General features: G+C 71.2%; 12 protein-coding genes and 2 tRNA genes. 7 read left to right on the forward strand and 7 right to left on the reverse strand.

The window, feature by feature from the left end; all coding sequences use genetic code 11:
* Window positions 1-19 precede the first annotated feature (19 nt).
* A complete protein-coding gene (locus AB0I82_RS32410; protein ID WP_363261028.1) occupies window positions 20-799 on the reverse strand; it encodes an HAD-IIA family hydrolase in 780 nt (259 codons plus the stop codon).
* 141 nt (window positions 800-940) lie between these two features.
* On the opposite strand from AB0I82_RS32410, the gene AB0I82_RS32415 reads away from it, so the two are divergent.
* The 3 genes from AB0I82_RS32415 to AB0I82_RS32425 all read left to right on the forward strand — a co-directional run bounded on the left by AB0I82_RS32415 (window position 941) and on the right by AB0I82_RS32425 (window position 3,274).
* The gene (locus AB0I82_RS32415; RefSeq protein WP_363261029.1) at window positions 941-1,252 is read left to right on the forward strand and encodes a hypothetical protein; all 312 of its coding nucleotides are present in this window, start codon (window positions 941-943) and stop codon (window positions 1,250-1,252) included.
* On the forward strand, window positions 1,242-1,880 hold the full coding sequence (locus AB0I82_RS32420) for a sortase (protein ID WP_363261030.1): 639 nt from the start codon (window positions 1,242-1,244) through the stop codon (window positions 1,878-1,880). Before AB0I82_RS32415 ends, AB0I82_RS32420 begins: the two co-directional genes overlap by 11 nt.
* Before the next feature lie 329 nt (window positions 1,881-2,209).
* Window positions 2,210-3,274, forward strand: a complete 1,065-nt coding sequence (locus tag AB0I82_RS32425) for a glycoside hydrolase family 6 protein (RefSeq protein WP_363261031.1) — start codon at window positions 2,210-2,212, stop codon at window positions 3,272-3,274.
* Between the two features lie 75 nt (window positions 3,275-3,349).
* Here AB0I82_RS32425 and AB0I82_RS32430 read toward each other — a convergent pair whose 3' ends face one another.
* From AB0I82_RS32430 to AB0I82_RS32445, 4 genes are all read right to left on the reverse strand, one after another.
* The gene (locus tag AB0I82_RS32430) at window positions 3,350-5,299 is read right to left on the reverse strand and encodes a kelch motif-containing protein (RefSeq protein WP_363261032.1); all 1,950 of its coding nucleotides are present in this window, start codon (window positions 5,297-5,299) and stop codon (window positions 3,350-3,352) included.
* Window positions 5,296-7,215 carry a cellulose synthase catalytic subunit gene (locus AB0I82_RS32435; protein WP_363261033.1) on the reverse strand — a complete coding sequence of 640 codons (1,920 nt, stop codon included), beginning with the start codon at window positions 7,213-7,215 and terminating at the stop codon, window positions 5,296-5,298. The genes AB0I82_RS32430 and AB0I82_RS32435 overlap by 4 nt, the downstream gene beginning before the upstream one ends.
* Window positions 7,216-7,595: 380 nt before the next feature.
* A complete protein-coding gene (locus AB0I82_RS32440; protein ID WP_363261034.1) occupies window positions 7,596-8,276 on the reverse strand; it encodes a FadR/GntR family transcriptional regulator in 681 nt (226 codons plus the stop codon).
* A gap of 119 nt (window positions 8,277-8,395) precedes the next feature.
* Window positions 8,396-8,469 (reverse strand) — tRNA-Lys (locus AB0I82_RS32445).
* 317 nt (window positions 8,470-8,786) lie between these two features.
* On the opposite strand from AB0I82_RS32445, the gene AB0I82_RS32450 reads away from it, so the two are divergent.
* The 4 genes from AB0I82_RS32450 to AB0I82_RS32465 all read left to right on the forward strand — a co-directional run bounded on the left by AB0I82_RS32450 (window position 8,787) and on the right by AB0I82_RS32465 (window position 12,734).
* Window positions 8,787-10,142 carry a peptidoglycan-binding protein gene (locus tag AB0I82_RS32450; protein ID WP_363261035.1) on the forward strand — a complete coding sequence of 452 codons (1,356 nt, stop codon included), beginning with the start codon at window positions 8,787-8,789 and terminating at the stop codon, window positions 10,140-10,142.
* Window positions 10,143-10,153: 11 nt separating this feature from the next.
* Window positions 10,154-11,545, forward strand: a complete 1,392-nt coding sequence (locus AB0I82_RS32455) for an SPFH domain-containing protein (protein WP_363261037.1) — start codon at window positions 10,154-10,156, stop codon at window positions 11,543-11,545.
* Between the two features lie 9 nt (window positions 11,546-11,554).
* Window positions 11,555-11,971, forward strand: a complete 417-nt coding sequence (locus AB0I82_RS32460) for an SsgA family sporulation/cell division regulator (RefSeq protein ID WP_363261038.1) — start codon at window positions 11,555-11,557, stop codon at window positions 11,969-11,971.
* Between the two features lie 169 nt (window positions 11,972-12,140).
* Window positions 12,141-12,734: a lytic polysaccharide monooxygenase gene (locus tag AB0I82_RS32465; RefSeq protein ID WP_363261039.1), complete on the forward strand. Its 594-nt coding sequence runs from the start codon at window positions 12,141-12,143 to the stop codon at window positions 12,732-12,734.
* Window positions 12,735-12,826: 92 nt separating this feature from the next.
* On the opposite strand, the gene AB0I82_RS32470 is transcribed toward AB0I82_RS32465, so the two are convergent.
* Window positions 12,827-12,900 (reverse strand) — tRNA-Lys (locus tag AB0I82_RS32470).
* A 93-nt stretch (window positions 12,901-12,993) separates the two neighbouring features.
* Window positions 12,994-13,752 carry an IclR family transcriptional regulator C-terminal domain-containing protein gene (locus AB0I82_RS32475; RefSeq protein WP_030250116.1) on the reverse strand — a complete coding sequence of 253 codons (759 nt, stop codon included), beginning with the start codon at window positions 13,750-13,752 and terminating at the stop codon, window positions 12,994-12,996.
* Window positions 13,753-13,996 lie beyond the last annotated feature (244 nt).

Raw genomic sequence — 13,996 nt, forward strand, 5'->3', positions numbered from 1 at the left:
ACCGCGTAGGGCAGGCGGGTCAGATGCGGTCGACCAGGTCCGCGATCGAGTCGACGACGCTGGTCGGCCGGAACGGGTAGCGGTCCAGGTCGGCCTTGCCCGTCAGCCCGGTGAGCACCAGGAACGTCTCCATGCCGGCTTCGAGCCCCGCCAGCACATCGGTGTCCATCCGGTCACCGATCATGGCGGAGGTCTCGGAGTGCGCCCCGATGGTGTTCAGCGCCGTACGCATCATCAAGGGGTTCGGCTTGCCGATGAAGTACGGGTCCTTGCCGGTCGCCTTCGTGATCAGCGCGGCGACCGAACCGGTGGCCGGCAAGGCACCCTCGGGGGAGGGCCCGGTGTTGTCCGGGTTGGTCGCGATGAACCGCGCGCCGTCATTGATCAACCGGATCGCCTTGGTCAGCGCCTCGAACGAATACGTACGGGTCTCACCCAGGATGACGAAATCCGGGTCATGGTCGGACAGAACATAACCGGCATCGTGCAGAGCGGTGGTCAGCCCGGCCTCGCCGATCACATAGGCGGTGCCGCCGGGGTGCTGGGTGTCCAGGAACTTGGCGGTGGCCAGCGCCGAGGTCCAGATGTTCTCGACCGGCACCTCCAGCCCGATCCGGCTCAGCCGGACGTGCAGGTCCCGGGCCGTGTAGATCGAATTGTTGGTGAGCACCAGGAAGGGGCGACCGGCGTCGCGCAGCTTCTTGATGAAGGCGTCGGCTCCGGGGACGGGGATGCCCTCGTGCATCAGCACGCCATCCATGTCGGTGAGCCAGGATTCGATCGGCTTGCGCTCTGTCATGGGCGCCATGCTATGCACTCCCGTACGTGTGCATCAGGGGTGACGGCAGAGCTTCCCGTCACCCCGGCGGCGCAAGCGACGGCCCGCTCAGGATGCGGACAGCGACCGCGGGGCGGACCTTCGTAGTACCGGAGGTTCACCATGCGTCCACCGCGTTTCACCGTCTGCACCTGCACGGCCTTCACCGCCTGCGTGGTCCTCGCCGGCACCGCGCACCCGGCGGTCCGGCTCGACGGGCAGCCCGGGCCGGTCGCCGCCACCGCGGGGGTGACGGCGCGGGCCACCACGCCGCCGCCCGCCGAGTACCGCGCCGTCACCGAGGAACGGCGGCCGGTGGGCGGGATGAATTCGGGCCGGTCGGCGGGGCTGGTGGTGGCCGGCGGCGTGGCCCTCGTCGTGATCGGCCGCATCGTGCACGTGCTGCGGAAGCGGGGTGGCGGTGATGCCGAATGAGGGCCTGTCCGTACTGGGCGGCCACGGCCGGCTGCTGGCCGGCGTGGCGTGGGCACTGCTGCTCCTCGGGCTGTGGGTGTGGGGCCGCGGCCCGGCCGACGGGCAGCTGCCGGGTGCCGCCACCACCGGCGACGTCGCCGCCGTGGGCCGCCCCCTCCTCCAGGAACTCCCGCGGGCACACGCCCCATTGCCGGCCGCTCGCCCCACCGCGGTCGGCATCGGCGCGCTGGGCACGGCCCACGCGGACGTGGTGCCGGCCGCCGCCGACGTACGAAGCGGCGTCCTCGCGCCACCGGCCCGTACGCCGGGCGCCGTGGCCTGGGACGCGGCCGGGCCGCAGCCGGGACGGCCGGGCGTGGCGGTGCTGGCCGGGCACGGTGCGGCGGGCCCGGGGCGCGGCGTCTTCGCCGGGCTGGGCGAGGTCCGCGCCGGGGAGACCGTGCGGGTGGCCCGGACCGACGGCTCCATCGCGGAGTTCACCGTGGAGGACGTACAGGCGTACGCGCCGAAGCGGTTCGACGCCGGGCGGATCACCGGCGCACACGAGCGCGGCCGCGCCGAGCTGCGCCTCGTCAGCGACGACCGGATCGTCGTCTCGGCCTACTTGAGCGCGGTCAGCGGTCCCTGAGGAGGTGAGCGGAGTGCGGCACGGACACGGCAGGCGATCGCCCGGCCTGGCCGGCGGCTCGCTCCCCCCTGAACCGCCGGCCGACCGGTCCTCGACCGCCGCGATTCAGGACTGCGGGAGTTGCCCTGCCGTCGGCGGGAGGCGCCATGAAGTGCGCGTTCCAGGCCGGGGGCCAGGGCCAGACCCACACTTTAGAACGCCTGCGCGCCGCCCGCATAGAGGGCGTTGGCAGCGGGCTGTAACAGGTTGCCCACGGGCCGTCGCCGGTGCACACGGGTGTGCCAGGATTGCTGCGACCGGCCAAGTTCCGTGCTCCGAGGGGGGAGTGGATGTACGGCGAAGTACCGGGGTCCGGGGGGACTTCGAGTGGACGGCGCGCTGACCGCCGCCGATCAAGGGCTGCCGTACCGGCGCTGGCAGCGCTGCTGCTGGCGGCGGGCGCGCTCGCGGGATGTTCCTCGTCCGACGGCCCGGACCGGGGCGGCGGCCCGCCGCAGCAGCGGCCCAGGGCCACGGTGCCGTACTGGGTCAACCCCGACGGCAACGCGGCCCGGCAGGCGGCCGCGTACCGCAAGGGCGACAAGCAGGACGACGCCGCGCTCATCGACCGCATCGCGACCCAGCCCGTCGCGGAGTGGATCGGCATAGAGGACCCGCAGGGCGAGGCCCGCGGCTACACCGAAGCGGCCGCGAAGGCGGACCGCGACGCGCTGCTGGTGCTCTACAACATCCCGCACCGCGACTGCGGCAGTTACTCGAAGGGCGGCGCCGCCGACGGCAACGCGTACCGCGCATGGCTGGACGGCGTGGTCAAGGGCATCGGCGACCGTGCCACGACGGTGATCCTGGAGCCGGACGCGCTGCCGCACATCGAGGACAAGTGCACGCCGGAGGAGTTCCACGAGGAGCGGTACGCGCTGCTGACCGAGGCCGTCGGCAAGCTCAAGGCGCTGCCGCGCACCAAGGTCTACCTCGACGCGGGCAATCCGCACTGGATCAAGGACCCGGGGCGGATGGTGGAGCCGCTGAAGCGGGCCGGCATCGAGCAGGCCGACGGCTTCGCGCTGAACATCTCCAACTACCAGACCACCGAGGAGAACGAGAAGTACGGCAAGCGGCTCTCCGCGATGGTGGGCGGCAAGCACTTCGTCATCGACACCAGCCGGAACGGCAACGGTCCGGCGCCGGGCGGCGACGACCCGGAGAACTGGTGCAACCCGCGGGGCCGGGCGCTGGGCGAGCCGCCGACCGTCAAGACCGACGACGGGCTGGTGGACGCGTACCTCTGGATCAAGCGGCCGGGGGAGTCGGACGGCCCGTGCAAGGGCGGCCCACAGGCGGGCAAGTGGTGGCCGTCGTACGCGCTGGAACTGGCCCGCAACAGCAAGCAGTGACGCGGTGCGAGCCGTGACGCGGTGAGGGGGCGCCCCGAGCAGGGGCGCCCCCTCCGTCCTTACTCGTCCGCGTCGCTAGGGCTGGTCGGCCGCGGGCACCTTCACCCACACCGCCTTCGACGGCGTCCCCGCGTCGTCGACGGCCATGACCATGTACCAGCCCGGCGGGACCAGGGCCGGGTCCTTGGGCAGGGTCACGGTCACCGAGTCGTCCTTCGTGGTGAAGTCCAGCGCGATGGAGCGCTGTTCGACGTTGGTGACATGGGTGAACGAGCCGGGCCTGATCAGCCGCAGCTTCTTGAGGGAGGAGCTGTGCGACGTCCCGAACGTCGCCCTGCCGCCCAGCTGCACGGTCGTGGGGCCCTTGGCCGTCAGCTCGGGGCGGGAGCCCTGGAAGAGGTACGGCGGGGTGTAGAGGTCGATCTGCTGCTCGAAGACGCCCGGCCTGGTGTTGTCCTTGTCGGCGAAGAGCGAGTCCGAGCCGAAGGTCATCACCCGCCCGTCGGGGAGCAGCAGCGCGCCGGAGTGGTAGTTCCGGCCGACCAGGGGGTCGGCGACGCGGCGGGAGGTGTTCTTCGCCGGGTCGTACAGCTCGGCCGCCAGGATGTTGGAGTCGCTGCGGCCGCGGTAGTCGCCGGAGCCGTTGGTGGTCAGCACGGTGTCGTCCGGCATGATCACACTGCTCGGGTACCGGGTCTTCGCGTACAGGTCGGGGCCGTCGCGGAAGCGCGGCTTCGGGTCGGTCAGATCCACGATCCGGGTCCTGGCCGTGGCGCGCGGGTCCTCGCCGACCCCGCCGCCGCCGAGGACCATGTACCGCTCGTCCTGTGCGGGCGGCAGCAGCACGGACATGGACGTCTCCAGGATGTCCGGATCGCTCATCCCGGGCACCACCTGGAACTTGTTGCTCTTCAGGTCCCAGATGCCGGGCGTGCGGCCCTTGTTGTCGGGGCCGTACCCGGCGTTGGAGCCGGTGTAGAAGACCTGGCCCTTGCCGGAGAGGAAGAGCGCCGGGTAGGTCGGGAAGAACCGCTGCTTGGGCAGGTAGGTCCACTTCTTGGTCTTCGGGTCGTAGAGCTCGTTCTTGCCGGGGACGACCTGGCCGATCTCGTCGAGGCCGGAGACCGAGAGGACCTTGCCGTCCTCCATGGAGGTCAGCGTCGGATACCAGCGGGCCTCGTTCATCGGGTCGACGCGGATATACCGCTCGGCGACCGGGTCGAACTCGAAGGTGTCCTTGATCCCCTGGAAGTCCTTCTTGTCGAAGGACAGCTTCTGCGCGATGCCGTAGAAGTTCCGGGCGTCCGCGCCGGTCAGGCCGTGGATGCGGTAGTTGTCCTGGGCGCCCGTGGCGTACTGGCGGCCCTTCCTGCGCGCCTCGACGTAGACCCGGGCCTCGCTGTGCTCGACCCGCACCTTCCCGGTCGCCTTGTCCTTGATCTTCTTCGCCCGCGGCACCACGACCGGGTCCTTGGAGACGAACGTCTTGCCGTTCTCCTTGCCGGTGAAGAGCGTGCCGGCGGGGAAGGTCTTCGGACCGTCCGGGTCCTCGTTGTAGATGATCATCAGGCCGCCGGCCTTCTTCACATCGCCCTTGAGGGTCTCGTAGCGCTGCGTACCGCCGGCCACCAGCAGCTTGCCGTCCGGGAGCTGGGTGTGGCCGGAGCAGAACAGGTCGGTGGGCGTGGGGATGTTCTTGAAGGTGTTCTTCGCCGGGTCCCACAGGACCGTGCGAAAGGACTTGGCCTTGAAGTTCGCCGCGTTGTTGCCGGAGCCGGCGACCAGCAGGACCTTGCCGGTGTGCAGCAGGGCCGCGTGGATCGTGTTGATGCGGTACTTGTCGGGGACGTCCACCACGTCCCAGTGGCCGTTGCGCTGCTTGTACTCCGGCCGGTTGATCTTGTACGCGTGGTACTGCTCCGAGGCGAAGCCGTACACGGCCGGGCCGTTCATCCCGGCCAGCGCGATCACCACCACCGCACCTATCCCCAGACGACGGGTGCGGCGGCTCGGTCGGTATTTCATCGGTTGCTTCCCCCCACGGGAATCTGCACGGTCTGCGCGATCTGCTCTTCGGCGGCCCCGGCCTCGACCTCTCCGGCCACGGTGGCTCCGGCGTCGGCTGCTCCAGGGGCCCCGGCGTCCCCGGCGGGCCGCGCCTCCCGGCGCATCGACCAGCGCCAGAGGGCGATCGGCACGCAGCAGATCAGCAGGGCCAGCACGGCCCAGACGATCATCGCCGGGTGGGCGTGGCCGAAGAAGAAGGAGGCGATCAGCGAGGAGCCGAAGACCAGGAGGAAGAAGAGGTGCACCCGGAAGGTCCCGAAGAGGGTGTCGGGGCTGGAGGAGTCGCCCTTCGGGGTCACCACGAACTTGCTCTTGCGGCGCAGTGCCGCATCGAAGAGGGAGCGCGCGTAGATCGGCGCGGAGAGGGCCGACATCAGCATGCCGGCCACGCCACCGGAGCCCTCGGGCTCATGGGGGGAGACATTGTGCCGGCGGTTCCACACGTACAGGCCGATCTGCAGCGCCGAGGCGTTGCCGTACAGCATCATCCACACGGCCGGATCGATCTGGACGCCGGAGGCGCCGAGGCCGAGGAAGAGCGCGCAGCTGAGGGCCGCGAGTATCCAGTTCAGTGCGGACATCGGGTAGAAGATGACCATCATGGTGTAGTTGAAGAGGCGGCCCGGGGACAGCGTGAAGGGCGCCTTCCAGAACTGCTTGAGCAGCGTTTCGTACGTACCGCGCGACCAGCGCAGCTGCTGGGTGAAGAAGTCCGTCCAGGCGGTCGGGCCCTCGCCTACGGCGAGCACGTCGGGGGTGTAGACCGAGCGCCACTTCTTCCCCGTCGCGGGGTTGCGATGGCGGTGCATCTCGAAGCCCGTGGCCATGTCCTCGGTGATCGAGTCGTACAGCCCGCCGATCTGCTTCAGGGCCGAGATGCGCACCGCGTTCGAGGTGCCGACGAACATGGGCGCGCCATAGCGGTTCCCGGCCCGCTGGATCAGCGCGTGGAAGAGGAACTGCTGCGACTCGGCGGCCTTGGTCACGAACGTGTCGTAGTTGCCGTAGACCTGCGGCCCGATGACGAAGCCGACGTTCTCGTCGCGGAAGTAACCGAGCATCCGCTCCAGGTAGTTGGGCAGCGGCACGTGGTCGGTGTCGACCGAGGCGAAGAAGTCGTAGTCGTCGCCGTGGGCCTGCAGCCAGGCGTTGTAGTTGCCGTGCTTCGTTCTCGCGCGGTGCGGGCCCTTGGCGCGGTTCCACTCCGGTATGCCGTGCCGGGTGAAGTGGCGCACCCCGAGTCTCGCGCAGACCTCTCTGACGGCCGGGTCGTCGCCCTCGTCCAGCAGCCAGACGTGCACCACGCCGCGGTGCCGCACCCGGACGGCGGCCTCCAGAGTCTTCGTCACCATCTCCAGCGGCTCCTTGCCGGGCACGAAGGAGGTGAGGAAGGCGACGCGGGTGCCGTTCTCCGGGACGACCGGGACGGGGTCGCGGGCGACGAGCGTGGCGTGCGCGTTGGAGAGGACGTTCAGACAGCGGAAGAACTCGATCAGGCCGATCGAGACGAGCATGACGACGTCGAGGACGGGGAGGAAGGCGAACTGCGGATAGTCCCGGTGGGTCCAGTGGGCGGGCTGCAGCAGCCAGGCGAGGAGCCCGAGGGAGACCAGCGGGGCCGCGCCGAGCAGCAGGGCCGCGCGCAAGCGGTGCGGCTCGTCGGCGAGCAGGCTGCGGTACCGGACCTTGTACGGCTTGCCGGGCTCGGGCTGCGTCAGCGGGCCGGCGAGCCGGCTGTAATGCTCGTAGTCGTACCGCGGCAGCGGCTTCTTCGGCACCGGTCGCCGGCGCTGGTGGCCGGGCAGGCGTAAGCGCGTCGTCGCGGACGGGTCGTACTGGTGTTCCTGCCGGGCGCCAGTAGGCGTCGACGTCATGACTCCATCCCCCCGCACGCAGTACTGGCTGCGTGTCCGTGTGCTCGCTTCCCGAGTCTTCGGTCCCCCTCGACCGGCTCGGCCCTGTGGTCTCGGCCGCCCACGTCCTCAGACGCGTGCCGTCCGCGTTCCGGTTGCCCGGTCGTGCTCCGCCGGCATGTCAGCGCCCAGAGGTCCCCAACCCCTCGTCCGGCGCAACCGGGCGTTCCTCCCCTTGTGCTCGTCAAGGCCATGTTCGACCCATCCGTCACGTCAGGGTCCCTAACCGGCCTTCATGATCGCAAGGGAGGAATGAGCGCTTACGGGAGGTGTGGGCGTATCGGCGGACTCTGGGTAGTGCGTGGCGGTCCGTGCGCCCTCTCCTTCAGGTGAAGCGCCGGTCACCGCTCGCCGGAACTGCGCAGCCTGTCGCGGATGTTGTCGAAGTGGTCGCGGACCGCCCGCTCCGCGCGGGGCCCGTCGCCGTCCCGCACCGCCGCCAGGATCTCCTCGTGCTGGCGCACCGTGGTCTCCGGGTCGGTGTGCGCCGCGACGAGATCGGTGCGCACCCGGTGGAAGGCGTCCCAGAACGCCTCCAGTACCTCGCTGAGCAGGAGGTTCTCCAGCCCGCGATGGAGTGTGGCGTGGAATGCCCGGTCGGTCTCGGCCCGGACGCCGCCGGCCGCCGCCTCCGTCCGCATCCGCGCCACGATCGCGTCCAGCTCGGCCAGGTCGGCGGCGGGCACCCGCCCCGCCAGCCGCGCGATCAGTCCGGTCTCCACCGCCTCGCGCAGCTCCAGCAGCTGCAGCAGGCTGTCCTCGCCCCGGTAGTGCCCGGCCACCGTGCGGAAGGTCAGGCCCTCGATCATCGGGGCCATCGACATCGGCCCGACGTACGTGCCGAAGCCGTGCCGGATCTCCACGATGCCCATCGCCTGCAACGCCTTCAGCGCCTCACGTACGGAGTTCCGGCTGACCCCGAGCAGCTCCATCAGCTCCGGCTCCGTCGGCAGGGACGCCCCGGACGGCAGCCGCCCATCGATGATCAGCCTCTTGATGCGCTCCTGGATGTCCCTCGCCATCCCGTGACTCTGCACCCCGGCGCACCGTTTTGACCAGCACTTCCGCGCGGTCCCGCGCAAGGAAGCCGTAAAAAATGACCGAGGCCCCCTCGTCGTGACGAGGGGGCCTCGGTCCTACGTGCGCCGCCAGGGACTCGAACCCCGGACCCGCTGATTAAGAGTCAGCTGCTCTAACCAACTGAGCTAGCGGCGCGCGCTGACCTGGAAAACTCTACACGAACTCCAGGGGTGCTCCGGACCGCGGAAGGCCGTCCGGCGACCCGCCGAATGTGTGAGGTGTAACACTCCTGCCGGTATGGGCGTCGACCGGCTTTTCTCCCGCGTGTCGCATTCCCCGCCGCGACCGATTGACGCAATTTCGCCCGACGGTTCGCCGGTTTTGCTCCGGGGAAGAGGGGTTCCGTGTGCAAGGTCATCAGTTGCCCCGTCAGCATGCGATATGTACCGGTAGTTGAGAAGCTGTGCCCGTGTGAGGCCAATGAGGACACAGTGGCCGAAAGGGGAACGGGAATGACGGTGCCGGTGTTCATCGAATTCGAGCCCGCGGTCGACTGCCCCTGCGCGGGTTGCGCGCAGCAGCGGCGCGCCCTCGCGCAGGCGGCGCGGCTCCGGGACGGTGGCCACCCCGCCGCGCACGGCGCCCGCCGCGCGCTGGTGCTGGCGGCCGCCGCCGGCACGGTCCTGGCCACCCCGGCCGCCGGTGCCCTCCCGACGGCGGAGGGCGGCCGCCCCGCGGCGGGCCCGGCCGGCGGCGCGGCGGCGGGCACGGGACCGGCCCCGGCCCCGGATGCGACGCCGGGTACGCAGGGCCAGGTCAGCGGCTTGTACGGCAGCGCGGGCAGTGGACGCGCGCGCCCCGCCGAGGAGCCGCGCGCCACCACGCGCGCGGCGATCATCGCCCGGGCGAAGGCGTGGATCGCGGCCCGGGTGCCGTACAACATGAACGGCTACTGGTCCGACGGCTACCGCGAGGACTGCTCGGGCTTCGTCTCGATGGCCTGGGGGCTGGGCAGCAACCAGTGGACCGGATCGCTCAGCCGGTACGCCGTGCGGATAACAAAGGACGAACTGCGGCCCGGCGACATCCTGCTCTACCACAACGCGGGGAACCCGTCGGCGGGCTCGCACGTGACGGTCTTCGGCGGCTGGGCGGACGCCTCCCGGAAGAAGTACGTCGCGTACGAACTGGCGCCGCGACACGCCCGGAAGAAGGTCACCCCGTACGCGTATTGGAGCAACGCCGACAAATACGTGCCCTATCGCTACCGGAACCTGATCGACGACGGGGCTCCTGACGGCGGTCTCCCGGACAGCGGGCTTCCCGAGAGCGGGCTCCCGGACGGCTTCTCGTCCGCTTTCCCGGGCCTGGGGCACTTCGGGCCCGGCGCCGACAACCGGTGGGTGACCGAGCTCGGGCGGCTGCTGGTGGCCCGCGGCGCCGGCGCGTACTACCGCTCGGGGCCCGGGCCGCGCTGGAGCTCGGCCGACCGCGACGCCACCCGGGCCTTCCAGCGCGCCCAGGGGTGGCGCGGCGCGGAGGCCGACGGCCTGCCCGGGCCGGACACCTGGGCGTACCTGACCGGCGGCAAGGGCCGGAACGTCGGCGGCCACGCGGCCGCCGAGAAGGCGGGCGGCTTCCCCGGCGTCCGGCACTTCCGGCCCGGGGAGAGCGGCGACCACATCACCCGGCTCGGCCGGCAGCTCGTGAAGAAGGGCTACGGCAAGTACTACACCTCGGGCCCCGGACCGCGCTGGTCGGAGGCGGACCGCAGGAACGTCGAGGCGTTCCAGCGCGCGCAGGGCTGGCGCGGCGCCGAAGCGGACGGCCGTCCGGGCCCCGAGACCTGGCGGCGACTCTTCCTATGACGGAGCACTACATGGCAGGCAGAACGGACAGCGGACAGCCGGAGACGGTGTTCCCGGCGGGCGCCGAGGCACAGGGGTACGGACCGGCGCCGCGAATGGTCCCCTTGATGGACCCGGACACGGGACTCCCCTTCGTGGACGAATTCGGCGTCCCGGCCGGGCCGCCGCCCACGGGCTCGGCGGGGTCCGCGCCCACCGGCTCGCCGGGGTCCGCGCCCACGGGCTCCGAGCCGATGCCCGACCCGGCGCCCGTACCGAAGCCCGAACCCGAACCGGTGCCGGAGCCCCAGCCGGACCCGGGGCCGCAGGACCTGCCGCCGACGGCCGGCATCGAGGCCGCCGAGGAGCTGCTCGACACCGCCGAGCGCGCGGTACTGACCGACGCCCTCGGTGTGGTCGACGCCGGCAGCCGGGTGACCTCCCCGGCCGCCACCGGGGAGACCGGCCCGGGCCGCCCCGCGTCCGTACGGCCCGGCAGCCGGCGCGTTCCCGACGAGGACCCGGACCTCACCGAGCGGCGCGGCCCCTCGCTCCCCGGCGCGCCCGTGCTGTGCGCCGGGCTGCTCGCCGCCGCGTGCTGCGGGGCGCTGCTGTGGTGGCACGGGATGCTGCCCGACCAGGCCGTACGCCTGCTGCGGCTGCCCGCCCGGGCCGCCGCGCCGCTGTCCCCGCGCGACCTGGCGCTGCTCGTACTGGGCTGCGCGGCCACGCTCTTCGCGCTCGGCGGGCTGACCCGCGGCCGGGTCGGCGGCGCCTGCGTACTCAGCCTCTTCGGGCGCTACCGCGGCACCGTCCGGCGCACCGGCCTGGTGTGGATCAACCCGGTGCTGCGCCGCCGCCGGGTGGACGTGCGGCTGCGCCACTGGCGCAGCGAACCGATGCCGGCGGTGGACGCGGCCGGGGTGCAGCTGCGGGCCGTGGTGCTGGTGGTCTGGCGGGTCGTGGACGCCGCGCGGGCCCGCTTCGCGGTCGACGATCACGTCACCTACCTGCGCGAACAGGTCGAGGCGGGGACCGCGCGGGTGCTCGGCCGGCTGCCCGCCGACGCCTTTCACGACGAGTCCCCGAGCCTGCGGGACGCCGACGCGGTGGGCGACGCGCTGACCGCGCAGCTCGCCGCCGACTGCCGCCCGGTGGGCATCGAGGTGTTCTCCGCGCAGCCCACGCGCATCGAGTACGCGCCGGAGGTGGCGGCCGCCATGCATCGCCGGCAGATCGCCGCGATCGACGCCCGGCACCGCAACACGGTGCTGACCTCGGTGGTGGACGCGGTGGACGACACGGTACGGCGGCTCACCACCCGGGGGCTGGTGGAGTTGGACGACTACGAACGCAAGGCGCTGGTCAAGGACCTGACCGTGGCGTTCTACACCGCCCGCGGCAGCGCGGCGGCGCAGGAGTGAGGCGCCGTGGTGGCCGCCACGACGCGCACCCTTGAACTGCAGCTGCTGCTCGGCCCGGACACCGTCGTCCCGGTGGCGGGCCGGTTCGGCTACCGCAGCGACCGCCCGTACGAGGTGCGGGTGGCCTTCGTCAGCCAGGGCCGTACGGTCACGACCTGGGTGTTCTCGCGGGAGCTGCTGCTCGCCGGGCTGCGCGGCCCGGCGGGCGAGGGGGACGTACGGATGCGGCCGTTCCGGGACGCGGTCGGGCTCCGCCGGGTCCACATCGAGCTGCGGACCGCCGGGAGCGCGTGCGCGCTGACGGCCGAGGCGACGGACCTGGCGGCCTGGGTGCGGGCGACGGCCGAGGTGGTGCCGCCGGGGGAGGAGGGCCGCTTCCTCGACCTGGACGCACACCTCGCGCGGCTCTTCGCTGAGCGGAACTGAACTGAGCGGAACTGAGCACCTTGCGCCGGCCTGAACGGGCGGCGGGGAGCGGGTGACAACCGGTCGGCAATTGGTCTGGACAAGTGCAACGCCCGTCATTACGCTGCGACTTGGTCTAGACCGCAATGCACGGCTCTCACGGAACCTCCCCCACGTTCAGGAGCGAAGCATGCGCAAGAAGGTCAGCGTCGCCATGATCACCCTCGGTATAGCCGGTGCCTCCCTGCTCGCCACCGGCAGCGCCTCCAGCCATGGATACGGCACCCAGCCCCCGAGCCGGCAGTCGCTCTGCGCCGCCGGCACCGTCAAGGACTGCGGCGCCATCCAATGGGAGCCGCAGAGCGTCGAGGGCCCGAAGGGCTTCCCGGCCGCGGGCCCCGCCGACGGCAAGATCTGCTCCGCCGGCAACTCCTCGTTCGCCCCGCTCGACGACCCGCGCGGCGGCAACTGGCCCGCCACCGCCCTCAAGGCGGGCCAGGGCTTCACCTTCACCTGGAAGATGACCGCGCGGCACGCCACGACGGACTTCCGGTACTACATCACCAAGCAGGGCTGGGACCCGAGCAAGCCGCTCACCCGGGCGGCACTCGAATCGGAGCCCTTCATGACCGTGCCGCTGGGCGGCAAGCAGCCGCCGGAGGTCTGGTCCCAGCAGGGCACCATTCCGACCGGCCACACCGGTCGCCATCTCATCCTCGGCGTGTGGAACATCGCCGACACCGGCAACGCCTTCTACTCCTGCGCCGACGTGAACCTGTCGTAACCGGCGGGCGGTGCCGCGTACGACTAAGGCCCTGCACGACCAAGGCCCTGCATGACGAAGGCCCTCACCGGAGTGAGGGCCTTCGCTGTCTGTGCGCCGCCAGGGACTCGAACCCCGGACCCGCTGATTAAGAGTCAGCTGCTCTAACCAACTGAGCTAGCGGCGCCTGCTGACGAAGTAAATACTACCTGGTCCGCAGGGGTGCTTCCGACCATGTGGCCCCGGCCACACCGCCGGGGCCCTTCCGCTCGGATTCCGCTCAGAGCGCCAGCGACAGCAGGACCGGAGCCGCCCTGCGGTTCAGCGTGTCCGCCGCCTTGCGCAGCCGGTGGGCGTGCTCCAGCGGCATCGACAGTGCGAGGCAGCCCACCGTCGCGCCGGCGGTGATCGGGACGGCCGCGCAGACCGTGCCGACGGCGTACTCCTGGAGGTCCAGGACGGGGACGGAGGCCGGCTGGCTGTCGAGCTTGTGGAAGAGCACCTTCTCGTTGGTGATCGTCCGGGAGGTGAGCCGGGCGGTCTTGTGCCGCGAGAGGTGGTCCCGCCGGCCGTCGTGGTCGAGCTGGGCGAGCAGGCACTTGCCCATCGCGCTCGCGTGCGCCGTGCGGTGGAACTCCGCCCATTCGTTGACCTTGGGGGTCTGCGGGCCGTCGGCGTAGTGCAGGATGCGCACCTCGCCGTCGATGTAGCGGCTGATGTAGACCGCGGCGCCGACGGAGTCGCGCAGCTCGTCGAGCGAGGTCTGCAGCTTGTCGTTGAGCGCCTGGGCGCGGTCGACGCCGCCGCCGAGCAGCGACAGGGAGTCCCCGACCACGTATGCGCCGTCGGAGAGCTGGTCGAGATAGCCCTCGCGGCGCAGCATCGCCAGCATGTGCGTGAGATGGGCGGCGGGCAGACCGGTCTCCCGCGCTATCTGCGCATCGGTCGTGCCGGTGGGGTGCCGGGAAACCGTTTCGAGCACACGGAGTGCATAGCGCACCGAGTGGTAAGGCGCGGTGGGCTCGTACGTCGGCGCCACGGTGTCCCCCTAGCAGGTTGTGACCGTTTGCATCGTCACCGTCGCCAACCGTCACGGACACCATGCGTCGCGTGGCCTTACCGGGTGGCGGGGCTCGTACCACGATAGCGGCCAACCGGGCTTACAGGAGGGGGGCTTGAGTGAAAATCGTCGTTCAGCACGCTCCTGTTCAGCGATTCACCACCATGGCATATGCCAAAGGCACGATTTCGGAGCGCAAAACGGCCCGCCGCCCTACGTATAG

The sequence above is a fragment of the Streptomyces sp. NPDC050315 genome (assembly GCF_040655775.1).
GTDB lineage: Bacteria > Actinomycetota > Actinomycetes > Streptomycetales > Streptomycetaceae > Streptomyces.

What these genes read in the sequence shown, in the direction of transcription:
- AB0I82_RS32455 (WP_363261037.1), top strand. Translation starts at nt 10,154, where the DNA reads ATGGCAGGCAGAACGGACAGCGGACAGCCGGAGACGGTGTTCCCGGCG.
- AB0I82_RS32435 (WP_363261033.1), bottom strand. Translation starts at nt 7,215, where the DNA reads ATGACGTCGACGCCTACTGGCGCCCGGCAGGAACACCAGTACGACCCG.
- AB0I82_RS32425 (WP_363261031.1), top strand. Translation starts at nt 2,210, where the DNA reads ATGTACGGCGAAGTACCGGGGTCCGGGGGGACTTCGAGTGGACGGCGC.
- AB0I82_RS32465 (WP_363261039.1), top strand. Translation starts at nt 12,141, where the DNA reads ATGCGCAAGAAGGTCAGCGTCGCCATGATCACCCTCGGTATAGCCGGT.
- AB0I82_RS32430 (WP_363261032.1), bottom strand. Translation starts at nt 5,299, where the DNA reads ATGAAATACCGACCGAGCCGCCGCACCCGTCGTCTGGGGATAGGTGCG.
- AB0I82_RS32415 (WP_363261029.1), top strand. Translation starts at nt 941, where the DNA reads ATGCGTCCACCGCGTTTCACCGTCTGCACCTGCACGGCCTTCACCGCC.
- AB0I82_RS32450 (WP_363261035.1), top strand. Translation starts at nt 8,787, where the DNA reads ATGACGGTGCCGGTGTTCATCGAATTCGAGCCCGCGGTCGACTGCCCC.
- AB0I82_RS32410 (WP_363261028.1), bottom strand. Translation starts at nt 799, where the DNA reads ATGACAGAGCGCAAGCCGATCGAATCCTGGCTCACCGACATGGATGGC.
- AB0I82_RS32440 (WP_363261034.1), bottom strand. Translation starts at nt 8,276, where the DNA reads ATGGCGAGGGACATCCAGGAGCGCATCAAGAGGCTGATCATCGATGGG.
- AB0I82_RS32420 (WP_363261030.1), top strand. Translation starts at nt 1,242, where the DNA reads ATGCCGAATGAGGGCCTGTCCGTACTGGGCGGCCACGGCCGGCTGCTG.